Raw genomic sequence first — 18,569 nt, forward strand, 5'->3', positions numbered from 1 at the left:
ACCGCCGATTTCACGCTGACCCGTCGCAACGATGCGACGGGTCACCGCGGACTTCACGCTGACCCGTCGTACATGTGCGACGGGTCAGCGTCGGCGGAGGGCGCGGCGGGCCTCCTGGCGCTCGAGGCGGGTCTGGGCGAGCTCGGAGACGAGAGCGTCGAGGGTGGAGGTGAGGGGGCTGGTGGTGGGGATGGTCCAGGCGGTGGGGGCGTCGGCGGGGCGGACCAGCCAGACCGACTGGTCGACGCCGAGGCCCATCCAGGCGTTGGCCTCGGGGCCGAGGTAGTCGGCGGGGGTGACCCGGGTGACGTCGAGGCCGCCCTCGACGAGGCGGTCCTCGACGTCGTCGCCGTAGTAGCGGACGTGGTCGGCGAGGCCGAAGCGGCGGATGCGCTCGTCCTCGTCGGCGTCGGGGTCCTCGTCGGTGACGGTGCCGGGACGCCAGGGCACCTGCAGGATGCCGAGGCCGTCGGCGGCGAGGACGCGGCCGATCTCGGCGATCGCGGCGCGGTCGTCGACGATGTGCTCGAGCACGTGGTAGCAGACCAGCAGGTCGACGCACCGGTCGCGCAGCGGCATCGCGGTGAGGCTGCCGCGCAGGTCGACGCCGCGGCCGGGCCGCAGGTCGAGGCGCACGTAGCTGCGGGGCTCGAGCTCGAGCAGCCGGGCCCGCGCCTGCGGTGCGGGGGCGACGTCGAGCAGGGTGCCGACCTCGCCGATCTGGGGGCGGATCGCGCCGAGCAGGACTGCGAAGAAGCGGTGGCGCTCGAGCGAGCGGCACCGGGGGCAGGTGGCGTCGGGGCGTCCGTCGGGTCCGGGGAGGAAGCCCTCGCGCAGGTGGCGGTCGCAGCAGGGGCAGTAGCGGCCGCGGGTGGCCGAGATCGCGGTCTCGGTCATGCCGGCTCGCGCAGCAGCGGGAGGACGGCGTCGCGGACGACGTCGGGCAGGGGCGTGACGGCCCGGGCGCCGCCGTCGGTGTTGTCGACGTAGACGTGCACGAAGCGCCCCTCTGCGCGGGCCAGGAGCCCCTCGTCGCCGTCGCCCTGGAAGAGGCCGACGCGGTAGATGACCGACGACGTGCCGACCTTGTCGACGACCAGGCCCATCTCGACGTCGGCGGGGTAGCCCATCTCGGCGAAGTAGCGGCACGAGACCTCGGCCACCACGCCGATGGCCGGCAGCCGTCGGATGTCGGTGCCGGTGGCCTCGGCGAGGTGGACGTTGACGGCGGTGTCGATCAGGTCGAAGTAGCGCGCGTTGTTCAGGTGCCCGTAGACGTCGTCGTCGGACCAGCGCGTGGTGGCGGTGCGCCAGGCGACGTAGTCGGCCCGGGTGGGCCGGGTGGGCCGGGTGGGAACGTCGGCCATCAGGCGTCCTGGTGGTCGCGCAGTCGCTGGCTGATCACCGTGCTGACGCCGTCGCCGCGCATGGTGACGCCGTAGAGGGCGTCGCCGACCTCCATGGTGCGCTTCTGGTGGGTGATGACGAGCAGCTGCGAGCTCTCGCGCAGCTCCTCGTAGATCTCCAGCAGCCGGCCGAGGTTGGTGTCGTCGAGGGCGGCCTCGACCTCGTCGAGGATGTAGAACGGCGACGGGCGGGCCTTGAACAGCGCGACCAGGAACGCCACCGCGACCAGCGACCGCTCGCCGCCGGAGAGCAGCGAGAGCCGCTTGACCTTCTTGCCCGGCGGCCGCGCCTCGACCTCGATGCCGGTGGTGAGCATGTTGTCGGGGTCGGTCAGCACCAGCCGGCCCTCGCCGCCGGGGAACAGCCGGGCGAAGGTGGAGTCGAAGGCCTTCTCGACGTCGGCGTAGGCCTCGGTGAAGACCTGCTCGACGCGGAGGTCGACCTCCTTGACGATGTCGAGGAGGTCCTTGCGCGTCGACCGGAGGTCCTCGAGCTGCTCGGTGAGGAACTTGTGCCGCTCCTCCATCGCGGAGAACTCCTCCAGCGCCAGCGGGTTGACCCGGCCGAGGTCGCGCAGCTGGCGCTCGGCGGTGCGCAGCCGCTTCTGCTGCTCCTCGCGGTCGTACGGCACGGGCTCGGGCGGCTCCTGGCCCTCGGGCACCTCGACCGACGCCGGCGGCGGCACGGGCTGGTCGGGTCCGAACTCCGCGACCAGGCCCTCGACGTCCATCCCGAGCTCGTCGAGCACCCGCTCCTCGAGCTGCTCGATGCGCATCCGCTGCTGGGCGCGGGCCATCTCGTCGCGGTGGACGCTGTTGACCAGCTCGTCGTGCTCCTTGCCCAGGCCGCGCAACGCGGCGCGGACCTCGAGCAGGTCGCGCTCGCGGCCGCTGCGCGCGCGCTCGACCTCCTGCTTGGCCTGCGTGGCCTCGTGGATCGCGACCTCCAGCCGCGCCAGCGTGTACGACGCCGCGACCGCGACCGCCTCGGCCGTGGCGCCCTCGCGCAGCAGTCGCTCGCGCCGCTCGGCGGCGCGCTCGCGGGCCTCGCGCTCGGCCCGGGCCTGGCGCAGCAGCGAGTCGACCCGGCCGTGGAGGGCACGGGCCCGCTCCTCGCCGGTGCGCAGGGCCAGTCGCGCGTCCATCTCGCCCTGCCGGGCGGCCTTGGCGGCCTGGGCCAGCCGCTCGCGCTCACCGGTGTCGGGCTCCGCGCCGGCATCGAGGCCGTCGTCGCCGGTCGCCTCGGCGGCCACGAGCCGCTGCTCGAGGTCGGCCAGACCAGCGAGGTCCTGGTCGCGGGCGGCCTCGGCCTTGGCGATCGCCTGGGCCAGCCGCTCGGCCTCGCCCTTGGCCGCGCGGGCCTGGGAGCCGTACTGGCCGAGCTCCTCGGCGACGGCGGCCAGGGTGGCGTCGGACTCGTGCAGCTTGGCCAGCGCCACGTCGACACGCTTGTGGGCCTCGAGCCGCTCGGACTCGAGCCGGCTGAGGTCGAACCCCAGGCGCTCCCCCGCCGCGGTGACCTCGAGCAGCGCCTCGGCCGCCTCGTCGACCGCGCCCTGGATCTCGATCAGGCTCTGCTGGTGGCGCGACCCGCCGGCCGCGACGTGGACGCCGAGCAGGTCACCGTCACGGGTCACGGCCGTGACGTCGGGCCGGGCCTCCACCAGCGCCCGCGCTGCGTCGAGGTCGTCGACGACCGCGGCGCGGTCGAGCAGCCGGGTCAGTGCGGGACGCAGCCGGTCGGGGCACTCGACCACGTCGATGGCGTAGGTGGCGCCGTCGGGCAGCGGCGGCCAGTCGTGCGCGGGTGGGGCGCCGCCGGCGAGCAGCAGCCCGGCGCGGCCGAGGTCGCCGGCCTTGAGGTGGGTGAGCGCCGCGACGGCGGCGGCGGTGTCGGCCACGGCGACGGCGTCGGCGGCCGGACCGAGGGCAGCGGCGACCGCGGCCTCGTAGCCCGACCGGACGCCGAGCAGCGCGGCGACCGAGCCCATCAGCCCGTCGATCGAGTCGCTGTCGGCGAGCAGCGCGCCGGCGCCGTCCTTGCGCGCCAGGCCCATCTCGAGGGCGTCCTTGCGCGCGGCCAGGGTGGAGCGGTCGCGGTCGGCCTGCTGCACCTCGGCGCGGACCTTGGCGAGGCGTTCCTCGAGGTCGTCGAGCAGCGAGACGGCCGCCTCGTGCTCGGCGTCGAGGCCCTCCTCGCCGGCGTCGAGCCCGGCGACCCGGGTCTCGAGCGCGGTGAAGTCACGCTGGGCGCGCTCGGCGCGGGCGACGGCCTCCTCGCGGGCCAGCGCGAGCCGGCCGACCTCGTCGGCGGCGGCCGCGGCGCGCGAGCGCAGCGCGTTGACCTGGCCGTGCAGCCGGGCCAACCCCTCGCGCCGGTCGGCGGCGGCGCGCTGCAGCGCGGCGATGCGGCGCTCCTCCTCGGCGGCGGCGTCCTCGGCGGCCCGGCGCGCTGCGACGGCCTGCTCGAGGGCGGTGCGGCCGGCGTCGACCTCGGCGCCGATCTGCTCCTCCTGCGCGCGCACCCGGGCGGCCTCGGCCTCGATCGCGTCGGGGTCCTTGCCCTGGTCGTGGGTGGTCTCGGCGACCCCGGCGGCGTTGCGGATGCGCTCGGCGGCGAGACCCTGGGTGCCGCGGATGCGCTCGCGCAGGCCCGAGAGGGCGTACTGCGTCTCCTGCGCCCGGTTGAGTGCCGGCAGGTCCTCGCGCAGGGCGGCCTCGAGCGTCGCCTCCTGCTGCCGGGCCGTGGCGAGCTGGGCCTCGACCTGCTCGCGGCGCTCGACCAGCACGGTCTCGTCGGCCATCTCCTGCTCGAGCGCCGTGCGGGCGATGACCAGGTCGTCGGCCAGCAGCCGGGCGCGGGCGTCGCGGGCGTCGGCCTGGACCCCGGCCGCCCGGCGGGCCACCTCGGCCTGGCGGCCCAGCGGCTTGAGCTGGCGACGCAGCTCGTGCAGCAGGTCGCCGAGGCGGGTGAGGTTGCCGTCGGTGGCGTCGAGCTTGCGGAGCGCCTTCTCCTTGCGCTTGCGGTGCTTGAGGACGCCGGCCGCCTCCTCGATGAAGCCCCGCCGGTCCTCGGGCGTGGCGTGCAGGATCGTGTCGAGCTGGCCCTGCCCGACGATGACGTGCATCTCGCGACCGATGCCGGAGTCGCTGAGCAGCTCCTGGACGTCGAGCAGCCGGCAGCCGGTGCCGTTGATGGCGTACTCGGAACCGCCGGAGCGGAACATGGTGCGGCTGATCGTCACCTCGGCGTACTCGATCGGCAGCGCGCCATCGGAGTTGTCGATGGTGAGGACGACCTCGGCGCGGCCGAGCGGTGGGCGGCCGGAGGTGCCGGCGAAGATGACGTCGTCCATCTTGCCGCCGCGCAGGCTCTTGGCGCTGGCCTCGCCCATCACCCACGCGAGCGCGTCGACGACGTTGGACTTGCCGGAGCCGTTGGGACCGACGATGCAGGTGATGCCCGGCTCGAGCTGCAGCGTGGTCGCCGACGCAAAGGACTTGAAGCCCTTGAGGGTCAGGCTCTTGAGGTACAACGCTCGGGCTCCGTGACCGGTGGGGTACGACGTCGGGGTCGCTCTGGTGGCACTGACGCGGGGGAAGCTCAGCGTCGCTCACCCTACCCGGGGCCGCGGACCCGGCACGGGCGGCACGCGGGACGGCACGCTCGACCGCGCACCCGAGCGTCGTCCGACTCTTAACGTCTCCTTGAGGAACGCTTTGCCCGCCTTTCAGGCGCGCGTGGCCACAGTGAGCGGGTACCGAGGCAGTCAGCCCGACCGCCGCTCCGACGAGAGGCCCTGCTCCGTGATCGAGTCCCCCGCCCGGCCGCCGGCGACCACCGCCGGGAGCCCGGACGACACCCGACCCCAGCCCTCCGACGTACGCCGCGCCCTGCGGGCCGCGTCCGCCTCCCTCGTCGCGCTCCTCGTGCTCACCGCCGCGGTGACGGCCGGGTGGACCGCCTGGTTCGACGAGACCGGGCGCCTGCTGGCCGGGTGGGCCACCGCGCAGGGCCTCGACCCGCTGCTGGTCCACGTCGAGGTCGCCTTCGGCCGCGGCGCCATGACCGTCTACGCGGCGCTGGTCGGCCTGGCGCTCCTCGCGGTCCGCGCGCCCCGGCTGGCCGGCTTCACGCTGGTCGCCACCTTCGTCACCTCCCAGCTCACGACCGTCGTCAAGGAGTCCGTCGACCGGGTCCGTCCCGAGTGGCAGCTGGCCGAGGGCCACCACGACAGCTTCGCCTTCGCCTCGGGCCACGCCTCGTCGATGGCCGCGCTGGTCGGCGTCCTGGTCGTGGTGACCTGGACGCTGACCGCCACCCACGCCGCCCGCCAGACGATCACCTCGCTCGTCGCCGGCGTGGGCGCCGGGATGGTCGGGGTCATCGCCCTCGACCGGGTGCTGCTCGGGCGCCACTTCCCCACCGACGTGGTCGGCGGCACGCTGCTCGCCGTCGTGGTGGTGCTGCTCTCCGCGGTCGCGTTCGGCCTGCTCGGGGATCGCCCGCGGTCCTCGCAGGTGGAGCCGGCTGTCGACGAGCAGCCGGCGCTCCCCGCCCGGGTGGGCTAGTCCTCCTGGGCCCACGGGCCCCTCCTGGAGCAAGTTGTGGCGGTTTCCCTGCGGCCGGTCCCCGGCAGGGGATAGACCGGTCCCTGCTCGTGCGCAGCCGCGCGCGGGCACCAGGGGTGGGGGATTCGTCGTGGGCAGCAGCACTTTTCGTCGGTACGTCGTCGCGGCCGCGACCGGAGGACTGCTCCTCTCGGGGGCACCCGTGCTCCTGCCGTCCGCAGCGGCGGCAGCCCCGGCGCCCGCGCCCAGCGAGGGTTCCACGCTCCGCGCCGGCGTCGTCGCCGTGGCCGGTGCCGTCTCCGCGGTGGGGCGCACGCCCGAGCTCGCGACGCCGCTGCCGTTCACCACGACGTCGCTGGCCGAGGTGCTCGACCTCGACCGGAGCCTGGCCGGCAGCCTGCGGTCGGCGCTGACGGGCACCGACCTCGAGGAGGCCCTCGACAAGGTCGAGGGCATCACCGTCGACACGACCTACGACGACGACCCGGCCACGATCGCCTTCACCTACGGGCGTGAGGTGACCACCGCCCTCGAGCTCGTCCACGACGACGGCGACCTCCGGCTCGGCGCCAACCAGGGCGCCGGGCAGGTCACGGTCGAGCTCCAGACCAAGGAGTCCGACCCGTTCGTCGTGGCCGTCGACCCCGACCAGGAAGACCCGCTGCTCCGCGTCGCCCTGGTCAGCCAGCCCGTCCTCGACCTGAACGTCGACATCGCCAACCCCAGCATCGCCGCGTTCGGCGCCCGGCAGGGCTTCACCGAGATCGACGTCACCGGCGGCCGCTACGCCATCGCCCGCGACCAGGTGATCACGATGCGCGACCCCGACGGCCGCAGCGTGCTCACGCTGGAGGACCTCCGCTACTCCACACTGCCCGACCTGTTCCGCGTCACGACCGGCGACGACGACGTCGACATCGCCCTCGACGTGCGGCTGCCCGACTCGATCGGCGACGCCCCCGACACGACCACCACCACGGCCGACCGATCCGGCACCCTCACGCTCACCGAGGCCGACATCGCGGCCGACGGCGTGTGGCCGACCGCCGCTGACGCGGTCGCGGCCGCCACGGCCGACGGCGGCTCCTACGGCTCGGCGCTGCGGCGGGCCACCCGGCTGACGATGGTCGACGGCCTGATGTCGCTGGCGCAGTACACCGGCTCGGTCCTCTCGCTGCAGGAGGCGGCCGACGTCCCGTTCCCCAACCTGGGCGGCGGCACGTCCGACCTGTTCTCGCCCGGCGACGACCTGCTCGACCTGCTGTCCACGGCGGCGTCGGCCCAGGTGGTGTGCGGGGTGTCCCCCACCAACCCGCCGACCGGCGTCGGCGCCCCCGGCGACACGATGTACTGCCAGGCCACGACGGCCCAGGGCCTGGGCACGACCACCGGGATCGAGTGGTCGACCCGCGACGGCGGCACGATCGCCGAGAACCCCCCGGACGCCGCCCTCGGCGAGGCACCCAGCGACGTCGTCCAGATCGACGGTGCCGACGGCGAACCCGACCTCCAGGTCTCCTTCACCGCCGGCGGCCAGCGCCTGACCGCCCGCACGGTGCCGCACACGGTGCAGGACGTCGTACGACGCATCCAGGAGATCGACGACTCGACCGCCGCGGCCACGCTGTCCGACGCCCGGCTCGACGTCGCCGTCGCCATCTCCCAGCCCTCGGCCACCGCGCCGCTGACCGTGGGCAACCCCAGCACGGTGGGTGCCCTCGTCGGCCTCACCGGCCTCGGCTCCGACGCCGCCGACGACGAGGAGGACTTCACCGAGGACCCGACCACCCGGGCCGACGCCACGGCGCGCGACGCGACGTTCGACGTCGGCTTCGGCATCCAGACCGGCACGGTCGCCGAGGGCCTCTCGCGCGAGACCTACCTGCTGCCGAAGGACGCCTCGCTGCTGCGCATCGAGGACCTCGAGGCCACCGCACCGACCGGCGTCACCGACCTCCCCGCCCGGATCGGCTTCCTCGGGGTGGAGGCCGACCTCACCGAGCTCGAGCTCGGCAGGACCGGCTCGGGCCCGGCCGTGACGCTCGACCGCGTGGCGCCGGCCGGGGGGAAGGTCACCGACCCCCTGGCGATCTCGGCGCTGATGACCGGCGAGAGCGGCGCGCTCGACCCGCAGCAGGTCAGGCTGGTGTCGGCCGTGACCGCCTCGATCGGCTTCGACGCGACCGAGCAGCCGCTGTCCGGCACGACGTACGCCACGGGCGGCTCGACGCCCGCGTCCGGCTCGGCGCGGGTCGCGTGGGGCCCCGTCGGGCTGCCCACCGTCACCTTCAGCGACACCTACGCCAAGCTGCGCGTCTTCGACCCGGTGCCGGCCGCGTTCCTCACCGGCACCGCCCAGGTCGAGCAGGGCACCGGCACCGCGCCCGACACGGTGACGGTCGAGGTGACCTCGCTCCCGGACGGCAAGACGCTGTACCAGGCGCTGAACGTCACCGACGCCGCCGGCACCGAGGTCGCGCGCCGGCTCCTGGGCGACGGCTTCGCGTGCCAGAGCGTCACCCTGACCGGGCCCGACGCCCTGACCTGTGCGGGGCTCACCGCCGTCGACGGCCAGACGGGCCTCACCGACGAGCAGGTCCTCGAGCTGGTCGTGGTCGGTGACCCCTTCGCCCTGCGCGACTCCGTCGTCGAGGGACTGTCCACCGGCCTCGCCGAGTTCGACCGCCTCACCGGCGACAACGTCGCCGAGACCACCCCGCTGGCCTTCGACCAGTACACCTCGACGCTGCCGCTCGTCGCCCTGACCCCGGCCCAGCTCGCCGACGAGCGCGAGGCACTGCGCCAGGGTCTCTCCGCCATCGCCGCGGCCGCGACCGCCGACGAGGAGGACGGCACCGGCTCCACGACGACCCCGCACGTCTCCAGCGCCCAGGAGCTCAGCCGCGCCGTCGGCTCGCTCGTCCGGCTCGACGGCGAGGGCGACTGGAGCCCGGTGATCTCCTACGACCTCGACTCCGCCCAGCTCGGCGTCCGGCTCGAGGCCAGCACGCCCGGCACGGAGGAGGCACCCCACACCGAGGACGCCGAGCTCCGTCTCGACGACAACGCCGTCAACGGCCGCGGCCAGGTGACCAGCGGCCGGCGCGGCGACGGCAGGACCGCGACCGTGCCCGTCACGGTCGACTCGACCACCACGCTCGCCATCAAGGTCGACCGCACCACCGCCCGCCCCGTCGTCGACGCCGCCACCGGCACCGTCTCCGACGCCACCCTCGCGCTGCCCGGCACCGACCTGGCCGGCCACCCGCTCCAGGCCGGCGTGGCCGCGCTCAAGGTGCTCGCGCCCGGCAGCTCCGCTGGCCTCGGCGTCCAGGTCCGCACCCGGTACGCCGCCCCCACCGCCACCACCGAGGGAGTGCTGCAGACCACCCGCAGCGGCACCCGCGAGGGCCGCGCGGCCGTGGCCGACCTCGCCGTCGGCACCGACGACGTGATCCGCTACGCCGCCGACGCCACCGACTCCTCCGGCGGCGCCGGCACCGTGGCGCCGGCCCCCGACCCGATGCAGGTCCAGTACCTCGCCGAGGGCCTCGACGGCTACGCCTCCGCGCTCGGGCTCGCCACCGACGGCGCGGCCCCGCGCAACCTCGGCCCGGAGGGCGCGCCGGTCTCGGCGCCCCTCATCGGCACCGACCTCGACGCCGGCGCCGGCGTTGACGACATCCTGACCACGCTCACCTCGGCCTTGCGTGACGAGCTCGCCAAGCCGGCGGTCGCCAACGCCACCAAGGCCTCCGACCTGCAGGCGGAGCTCGACGACGCCGTCGCCCGCGCGGTCAACCGGACCACCGGCCTGACCGACATCCAGCCGGCCGCGGTGACCGCGAAGGTCCTGTGCGGCCCCCGCAACAAGCTCGTGGCCTGCACCGACCAGACCAGCACCGGCTGGACCACCGTCAGCATCGCCACCGACCTGGCCGGGTCGCGGCCCGACGGCGCGATCCCCTTCGACACCGGCCTCGCCGGGCTCGAGGTCCGCTCCGTGGCCGAGGTGGCGACCACGACCAGCTGGACCCTCCCGATCACGCTGCAGCTCACGCGGGGCGTCGGACCCCAGGTCGTCGTCGGCGCCGACGACGAGCTCGAGAACGAGGTGACGGCCACGATGCCGGCCTCGATCAAGGCGATCGTCGGCTACCTGCCGGCCACGGTCACGGCCGCCAACGCCAACGACCGCGACCTGCGCACGACGATCCTGCTCGAGCCGAAGGCCGGCACCTACGACCTCTTCGACCTCTACGAGGGCGACCTCGATGCCACGCCGACCTTCGCCGCTCCGGACACGGGCCCGGAGGAGACCGGGCTGCGCCTGGCCTTCGAGACCCTGGCCCAGGACGACGGCGTGCTGGGCCTCGCCGGCACGATCGCCATCCCCTGGACGACCGGCGAGTTCGGTGACGTGTCCTACGACGACGTCACGCTCGACGTCGGCGCGATCGCCACGGCCGTGGGCAAGGTCTTCGCCACCATCGACCCCTACCTGGCCCCCGTGCGCGACGTCGTCGACGTGCTGCGCAGCCCGATCCCGGTCATCTCCGACCTCTCCGAGCTCGCGGGCGGCGACGAGGTCTCCCTGCTCAGCCTCCTCGAGCTGCTGGGCAAGGCCTCCGGCAAGGCCCAGCTCCAGCTGGCCCACCGGGTCATCGGGCTGATCGGCGGCGCGGCCGACGTCAGCAAGGCCCTCAAGGAGCTGGCGGCCGGCAAGGTGCCGCTGGAGAAGGTCGACGCGGCCGGGGCGCTGCTGACCGTGGAGCCCTCCGACGTGCAGCTGTACGAGAAGTGCACCGAGACGGTGAGGACCGCGACGACCACGCCGCCGGCCACCCCCGGCGGGACGCCGACCACGACGGTGTCGAAGACCAAGCCCAAGCCGTGTGCGGACGACGACGCGCTCGCCGCCGACAAGTCCGCGACCGGGGCTCCCGGCCAGACCACGCAGGCCAACCGCGCCGGCAACCGCAACAACAAGAAGACGGTCGCCCAGACGACCCGCTCGATCACCGGCCAGCTGCCGGGCTTCTCGCTGCCGTTCCTCTCCGACACCAGCCAGGTCATGGACCTGCTGACCGGGGAGGGCGAGGCGTCGTACTTCCGCCTCGACTTCGGCACCCTCCAGGCCTCGGTGGCCTACAAGGCGGAGTTCGGCCCGATCATGGCCGGCCCGGTGCCGATCAAGCCGTTCGTCGGGGGCTCGATCAACGTCGAGGGCCGCCTCGCGATGGGCTTCGACTCCTACCCGCAGACCCTTGCGGCCCGGTCGGTCCCCGAGGGCGACGCGCAGGCCCTGGAGGACTACTACGCCGACGAGTTCGACGCCGGCGACGTGATCCGCGAGGGCTTCTACATCGACGACCTCGACGCCGACGGCGTCGACGTGCCCGAGGTCAAGGTGGTCACGACGCTCGAGGCCGGGGCCGGCGTCAGCATCGGCATCGTCACCGCCGGCCTCAAGGGCGGCATCACGCTGACGATCAACCTCGACCTCAACGACCCCAACGACGACGGCCGCCTGCGCGTGGCCGAGCTGGAGGAGACCTTCAGCGGCGACGCGTCGTGCGCCTTCGAGGCCAGCGCCGAGATCGAGGCCTACATCTCGGTCTACATCGAGATCGAGCTGCTCTTCACCTCCCTCGAGTACGAGTTCGACATCCTGCGCCTCGGGCCCTACCCGCTCTTCCAGTACGACTGCCCCACCGCGGTCCCGACGCTCGTCGAGACGAACGCCGCGGGCGACCTCGTGCTGACCACGGGCGACAACACCGACGGCAGGCTGCCGGGCTCGGCCAACGACAACGACCGGGACCGCGCCGACGACTTCGAGGTGCGCCAGTTCGCCAAGGGCGACGGCGTGACGTCGTACGAGATCTCCGGCGACGGCCGGGTGCAGAACGTCGACGTGGCCCAGGTCGGGGACGACTGGAAGGTGTCGACCTACGCCTCCGGCGAGGCCATCTCGGCCACCAACCCCACGGTCCAGACGTTCACGGAGCGCTCCACGGCACCGACCTTCGTGGCCGACGGCGGCGAGGAGGACGACAAGCTGTCGTTCCTGGCCGGCGAGGACTTCGTCTCGGGTGAGGACGACGAGCTCGAGCTGCGCACGACGGCCTTCGACACCACCATCAGCTCGCTGACCGGCGGCCCCGGCAACGACCTGCTCGTCAGCGGCTCGGGCGACGACGTCGCGGTCGACGGCGAGGGCGGCAGCGACTCCATCGACACCAGCCTCGGCGACGACGTCGCCACCGGCGGCGAGGGTGACGACGTCGTCAACGGCGCCGCCGGTCAGGACGACGTCCGGGGTGGCGGCGGCAACGACCGGGTGCAGGGCGGCCCGGGCGCCGACCGGGTCGACGGCCAGGGCGGCAACGACAGCGTGGTCGGCGGCACCGGCCGCGACGTCCGCGCCGTGCTCGTGCAGCCCGACGACGCGGGCGAGGACGAGGTCGTCGCCCAGGTGCGGGCCGGGTTCGACAGCGGTGACGTGGTCATCGGCGGCGACGGCACCGACAACGTCGACGGCGGCGACGGCTCCGACGTCGTCGTCGGTGGTCCGTCCGCCCTGACCGGCGCCGGCCTCGGCACGCTCTTCCGCGACGACGGCAACCGGCCGGTCAAGGTGCTCTACCCGGGCGCCACCAACCCGGTCGTCCAGGACGTGACCGTCCAGACCGCCAGGGTCCCGGGCGACAGCCAGCTCGACACCTTCTGCGTCTCGGGCGCGACGCTGTCGGGCGCAGCGAGCGCCGACTTCGTCACCGGCGGCGCGGAGAAGGACGTCGTGATCGGCGGTGACGGCCCCGACACCCTCGACGGCGGCTCCGGCCCCGACCAGATCTGTGGCCGTGCCGGCGACGACGAGATCTCCGGCGACGGCGCCGAGGACGACGGCACCAGCAACGACGTCATCCGGGGCGGCACCGACGACGACCGCGTCGAAGCCGGCCCCGGCGACGACGTCGTCCTCGGCGACGACGCCGCCCTGGTCCGCGCCGGCAGCACCGGTCAGGTGCTCGACGGCTCCCTCGGCGGGGCGGCCAACGGCACCGGCGCCGACTACCTCGAGGGCGGCGACGGCGACGACGTGCTCGCCGGCGGCGCCGGCTCCGACCTCGTGCTCGGCGAGGGCGGCGACGACGCGTCGTACGGCGAGGGGCGCGACACCGTCGCCACGGGCGGACCCGCTCCCCCGGTCTCGCACCGCCTCTACGCCTGTGCCCCCACGACGCGCGTCGTCCGCGGGCTCGTCGACCTCGACGACGACCTGCTCGCCGGACCGGCCGACGTCGACAAGGGCATCACCGCCGACACCGGTCAGCTCGCCGGGCTCGAGGTCGTCGACGGCCTCGTCCGCACCCCGGGCACGACCGACGCCTTCACCGGCCTGCTCGCCGGGGAGACCGTCGTGGTGGACGGCGCGGTCGACCTCGACCGTGACGGTGACGTCGACTCCGACGACACCGGCGCGATCGACCTGCCCTCGATGCTCGACGCGGCCACCGGCAATGCCGACGGCGACTGCCTCCTCGACGACGACGGCGCCGACGAGCTCCGCGGCGGCCGGGGCTCGGACTACCTCGGCGCCGGCAGCGGCACCGACCTCACCGACGGCGGCGACGGCAACGACCTGCTGCTCGGCGACGACGGCACCGACGTCCTCCTCGGTGGCCCGCACCACGACCTCCTGGTCGGCGGCACGGGCGACGACCACCTCCTCGGTGGCGACGGCGACGACCGCCTGCGCGGCAACGAGGGCGCCGACGACCTGGTCGGTGGCAGCGACAGCGCCGGTGCCGCCGACGGCCAGGACGTGCTCCTCGGCGGCCGCGCCGAGGACGTGCTGGTGGCCGAGAACGGCATCGCCGTCTCCGAGGCGATCGTCACCGCGGTCACCGACCCGGCCGTGCCCTGGACCGCCACGTCCGGCCTCACCCCGGCCGCGGTGCGGGCGACGTCCGGGTCCGCGCTCCGGTTCGCCGACAGCGCCCTGATCTGTGGCACGGCCCCGACCACGCGCCACCTGACCCTGCTGGCCGCCGACGGCGTGACCGGCACCCCGGTCGCCTCGCCCGGCACCCCGCTGGCCTACGACGAGCTGTACGGCGGCCACGACTGCGACTTCGTGATCGGCTCCCCCGGTGCCGACCTGGTGCGTGGCGGTCCCGACGACGACGTCGTCGAGGGTGGCCGCGGGGACGACAAGGCCTGGGGCGACGACGGCGACGACGTCGTCGTCGGCGGCTCCACCGTCGACCCCACCACCCGCACCCGCTACGCCGTGCTCCGCGACGGTGCCGGCCAGCCCGACGGCGGCGACCTCGTCCGTGGCGACGGCGGTCCCGACGGCGAGGACGGCGCCGACCTGGTCGTCGGCGACAACGCGCTCCCGACGTGGCGCGCGGACCTCACCGGCCCCGACCACGTGGGTCCGGCGTACGTCGTCGAGCTCCACGACGTCGCCACCTCCGACAGCGACGTCGCCCCCGCCACCGGGGGCGCCGACACGCTGCGCGGCGACGGGTTCGCCGACCAGGTCTTCGGCCAGGGCGGCGACGACCTCGTCGGCGGCGGCTCCGGCGACGACTACCTCGAGGGCAACAGCGGCGGTGACACGGTCACCGGTGACGCCGGCGACGACGACGTGCTCGGCGGCTCCTCGGCCGCCGACGGGCTCCCCCTGGGCGAGACCGGTACGCGCCTGACCAGCGCCGTCCCCGCGACGGCCGACCCCGACGTCCGCCTGCTCGATGGTGAGGACGACATCGACACCGGGTCCGGCGACGACGTCGCGCTCGGCGACAACGGCCACCTCACCCGACCCGCGGCCGCCCCCAGCACGCGTGCCGACGGCACGCGACTGCGCTCGGTGGTGCTGCTCGACGTGGTCACGGCCACGGGCCCGGCACCGGTGGGCGCGGGCGGCGACGACTCCGTCGCCGGTGCGGCCGGCCGCGACCTCCTCTTCGGCCAGGCCGGCGACGACGCTGTCTCGGGCGGCGCCGACGACGACTACCTCGAGGGCAACGTCGGCGACGACGCCCTCGACGGCGGCACCGGCGAGGACGACCTCGTCGGCGGCGGCTCGACCAGCACCGGGTCGGTCATCACGCTGTCCGGGCCCGGCGTCGTCGACCGGCTGCTCACGCCGGTGACCACGACGATCGACCGCTCTGCCGCCGGCCTCGTCGACGGCAACGACGTCCTCACCGGAGGGGACGCCCGCGACGTGCTGCTCGGCGACAACGGCCGGATCACCCGCAACGGCGCCGGCACGGTCCTCACCGGCGGCGCCTCCGGCCCGCACGTGGTGCGCCAGGTGGCGATGGCCGACGAGAAGGCCGGCGTGTGGTCCGGCAGCGACCGGCTCTCCGGCGACGCGGGCGACGACGACCTCTACGGCCAGCTCGACAACACCCGCACCTCCCGGCCGCAGCAGCTCCACCGCGGCCAGCGGGTGCCGGGCGACGTCCTCGACGGCGGGGACGGCGACGACGCCCTCCTCGGCGACCAGGGTGTCGACGTGCCCACGCCCGCGGCGGCCCTGGGTGCGGTCGACCGCACCATCGCCGACGACCGTGGCTTCCTGCGCGAGCGCGTCCGCCCGCGCGGCACGCTGGTGCGGGTCGTGACGCTGACCCAGTCGACGCTCGGTGGCGACGACGTCGTCCTCGGCGGCGACGGCTCCGACTCCGTCCACAGCGGCGCCGGCAAGGACGTCACCAACGCAGGCGCCGGCGACGACGTCGTCTTCGCCGGTGACGCCGCCGACACCCTCTGGGGCGGCACCGGCCACGACCGGCTCTTCGGCGGGTCCGGCAACGACCTGCTCGACGTCAAGCGGCGCACCAGCGACCCGCGGCTGTGGCAGGCCGTCGCCCCCGTCGAGGACACCGACCGCCGCCGGCGCACCCTCAACGGTCGCGACGTCCTGTACGGCGGGTCGGGTGCCGACGCGATGCAGTCCGACCAGGGCGACGCCGGCAGCACCCGCACGGTGCAGGGCGACCGACTCGTCGACTGGCGCGCGAACCTCAACCACTACCAGGTGTGCCAGTCCGGCTACGGCGCCGGCAAGGTCCTCCGCACCCCGAGCTCGTCGATGACCTCCGCGCTGCGGCAGCTGGCGGTCGCCACGGGCGCGGTCGGGGCCACCGAGCTGGCGATCCCCGCCGTCGAGCGCATCACGCCCTACCGCGGCGCCGGCAGCTTCGTCTGCGAGACCGGCTGACCTCCCCCGTCGCGCCGTCCCCGGCGCGACGACCCCACCGGGTGCGGAGGTCCTCCACGCCCACCAACCTCCGGAAGGACCCCATGAAGACCAACGCCATCCCGCGTGGCCTCGCACCGTTCGTCGTCACGACCCTGGCGGTCTCGGCCGTCCCGTTCCTGGCCACGACGGCCACCGCGGCGCCCGGCACCCTGTCCCTGGTCGCCACGTCGGCCGACGGCGGCGCCTTCGACCTCGACGAGCACGCCCTCGGCGACGTCGCCGTCCAGGTCACCGACTCGATCGCGGGCGGCGTCGACGTCGACGACTCCCAGGACCTGCAGTACCACTGGACGGTCACGCCGTTCGATCCCACGGTTCCCGCGGTGCGGGTGCCGGCGACCGGCGAGGACGTCGCCGACGAGACCCTCGGCGAGTTCGTCGTGCCGCTGCCGGCCGGGCAGCCGTCCGGCACCTACGCCCTCGTCGCCGGGCTCGACGCCGACGCGGCCGCCGCCGGCGCCATCCCCGCCCGCGAGGTGCTGAGCGTGAAGGCCGGCGAGGCCTCGATCGAGCTCGCCGACGAGGACCCGCTGCAGCTCCCCGCCGGCGGCGACCACCCGCTCTCCGGGTCCCTGCGGCTCGAGGACGGCACCGGTCTCCCCGACCGCGTGGTCGACCTCGCCCTGGTGCGCGGCACCGCGGGCAGCGACCCCGCCGCCGACGCCGGCTTCGTCCCGGCCCCGCCCGGCACGACGCCCGTCACCTCGACCCAGGTGACCACCGCCGACGACGGCTCCTTCGAGTCCGTGCTGAGCGACCCCGCGGAGCAGGCCCAGGGCACCGAGCTGGGCGGCACCCTCGAGGTGTCCACGGCCACGACCCCCGGCGTCGGCGACGCCGACGCCGACGCGTCGCGCGCCGTCGACCTGGTCGGCACCGAACCCCCGGCCGGCAGCACCGTGGTCGTCGCCGACCTCGGCGACGCGAAGCCGGGGCAGTCGCTGGGCAGCCTGGTCACCGTCACCGCGCCCGACGACACCGTCGACACCAGCCCCGCCGACGGCGTCCAGGGTGACCTGGGCGGCGCCCGGGACCCGCTCGAGGGACAGGTCTACACGCTGGCCGTCGACCACGGGTTCTTCACCACCGGCGAGGAGGAGCTGCCCTCGGTCGTCGGCTCCCCCGCCGGCAACCTCGTCGACCTGGGCCGGACCATCACCGGGCTCACCGACGCCGACGGCGAGGTCGACCTCGAGGTCGGGATCGAGCGCGACCCCGGCTTCGACGACGACGGCCGGGTGACCGCCACCGTGACCGCCGAGGCCGGGACGGTCTCCGCGCAGGCGCCCGCGCAGTGGGACTCCGCCGACCCGCTCAACGGGCAGGTCGACGTCCGGCTCTCGCCCGCGCGTGAGCAGCAGGGTCCCGTCGACCCGGCGCTGGCCGGCCACCGCACCTACTACGACGTCTTCGCCCGCGACCAGTTCGGCAACCCCGTCGTCGACGAGGCCGTCGAGCTGGCCTACACCGGTGACCTCGACGACTACGACTACAGCGACGACTACGTGGTCTCCGACCTCGACACCGGCGGCGACATCTGGGTCGTCTCCTTCGAGGCCGCCGAGATCGAGGTGACCGGCACCTGGAACGCCCCGACCTACCGCTACGTCGACACCGGCGGCAACGCCGCGGCCGGCAGCGCTGAGGCCACCGGCTCGACCACCGCCTCGTTCTACGAGCTGAGCTTCCCCCGCTCCACCTTTGCGTTCACCTCCACCGCGACCGACACGGTCCGGGTCGGCTCCACGGTGACCCAGACCGTCCGCGTCGTCGACCAGCTGGGCAACCCGGTGGACGGCTACCAGGTGCAGTTCTTCCGGTTCGGTCCCGAGCCCGGCGACGGCGAGCCGCGCGCCACGCGCACGACGAACGCCCGCGGCGAGGCGAGTTACACCTTCGTCGGCACCCGGATCGGGCGTGCCCGCCTCACCGCGGTGGTCACCGACGGCACCCGCAGCCGCACGCTGGCCGACGTCGTCGACTTCGGCTCCCCGGTCACGGCGCGACTGGACGCCGCCAAGGGCGGGCGCGGGCCCGACCGGCTGACGGTCGCCGCCCCGGCGCGCGCCGCCGGCGCACGGGTGGCGCTCTACCGCGTCGTCGACGGTCGGCTGCGGGTCGTCGGCACCGCCGGGCGCAAGCTCGACGGGAGCGGCCGTGCGGTGTTCCAGGTCAAGGACCGCAACGGCCGACGCCCCACGACGTACGTCGCCCAGGTGCGCTCCACCCCGACCACCGTGGCCGACACGACCAACCGGTCCAAGGTGCGCTGACGAGCACGCATCGACCACGCATCGACC

The 18,569-nt window shown here is 74.7% G+C and carries 6 protein-coding genes; 3 read left to right on the forward strand and 3 right to left on the reverse strand.

Annotation, left to right across the window (positions count from 1 at the left end):
• Window positions 1-84 precede the first annotated feature (84 nt).
• From AC4MBH_RS06795 to smc, 3 genes are read right to left on the reverse strand one after another with little or no spacing between them, the layout of a single operon-like run.
• The gene (locus tag AC4MBH_RS06795) at window positions 85-897 is read right to left on the reverse strand and encodes a methyltransferase domain-containing protein (protein WP_491793730.1); all 813 of its coding nucleotides are present in this window, start codon (window positions 895-897) and stop codon (window positions 85-87) included.
• Window positions 894-1,367, reverse strand: a complete 474-nt coding sequence (locus AC4MBH_RS06800) for an acyl-CoA thioesterase (protein WP_491793732.1) — start codon at window positions 1,365-1,367, stop codon at window positions 894-896. The genes AC4MBH_RS06795 and AC4MBH_RS06800 overlap by 4 nt, the downstream gene beginning before the upstream one ends.
• Complete coding sequence (smc, locus tag AC4MBH_RS06805) at window positions 1,367-4,942, reverse strand: chromosome segregation protein SMC (RefSeq protein WP_491793734.1); 3,576 nt, start codon at window positions 4,940-4,942, stop codon at window positions 1,367-1,369. The genes AC4MBH_RS06800 and smc overlap by 1 nt, the downstream gene beginning before the upstream one ends.
• A gap of 271 nt (window positions 4,943-5,213) precedes the next feature.
• On the opposite strand from smc, the gene AC4MBH_RS06810 reads away from it, so the two are divergent.
• The 3 genes from AC4MBH_RS06810 to AC4MBH_RS06820 all read left to right on the forward strand — a co-directional run bounded on the left by AC4MBH_RS06810 (window position 5,214) and on the right by AC4MBH_RS06820 (window position 18,542).
• Window positions 5,214-5,978, forward strand: a complete 765-nt coding sequence (locus AC4MBH_RS06810) for a phosphatase PAP2 family protein (RefSeq protein WP_491793735.1) — start codon at window positions 5,214-5,216, stop codon at window positions 5,976-5,978.
• Window positions 5,979-6,108: 130 nt separating this feature from the next.
• Window positions 6,109-16,227, forward strand: a complete 10,119-nt coding sequence (locus AC4MBH_RS06815) for a hypothetical protein (protein WP_491793737.1) — start codon at window positions 6,109-6,111, stop codon at window positions 16,225-16,227.
• 83 nt (window positions 16,228-16,310) lie between these two features.
• On the forward strand, window positions 16,311-18,542 hold the full coding sequence (locus tag AC4MBH_RS06820) for a hypothetical protein (protein ID WP_491793739.1): 2,232 nt from the start codon (window positions 16,311-16,313) through the stop codon (window positions 18,540-18,542).
• Window positions 18,543-18,569: the final 27 nt, after the last annotated feature.

This window comes from Nocardioides sp. WJ219, assembly GCF_058559815.1.

Excerpts from the sequence above, each read along its gene's own strand:
- AC4MBH_RS06795 (WP_491793730.1), bottom strand. The coding sequence starts at position 897 with ATGACCGAGACCGCGATCTCGGCCACCCGCGGCCGCTACTGCCCCTGC.
- AC4MBH_RS06800 (WP_491793732.1), bottom strand. The coding sequence starts at position 1,367 with ATGGCCGACGTTCCCACCCGGCCCACCCGGCCCACCCGGGCCGACTAC.
- AC4MBH_RS06820 (WP_491793739.1), top strand. The coding sequence starts at position 16,311 with ATGAAGACCAACGCCATCCCGCGTGGCCTCGCACCGTTCGTCGTCACG.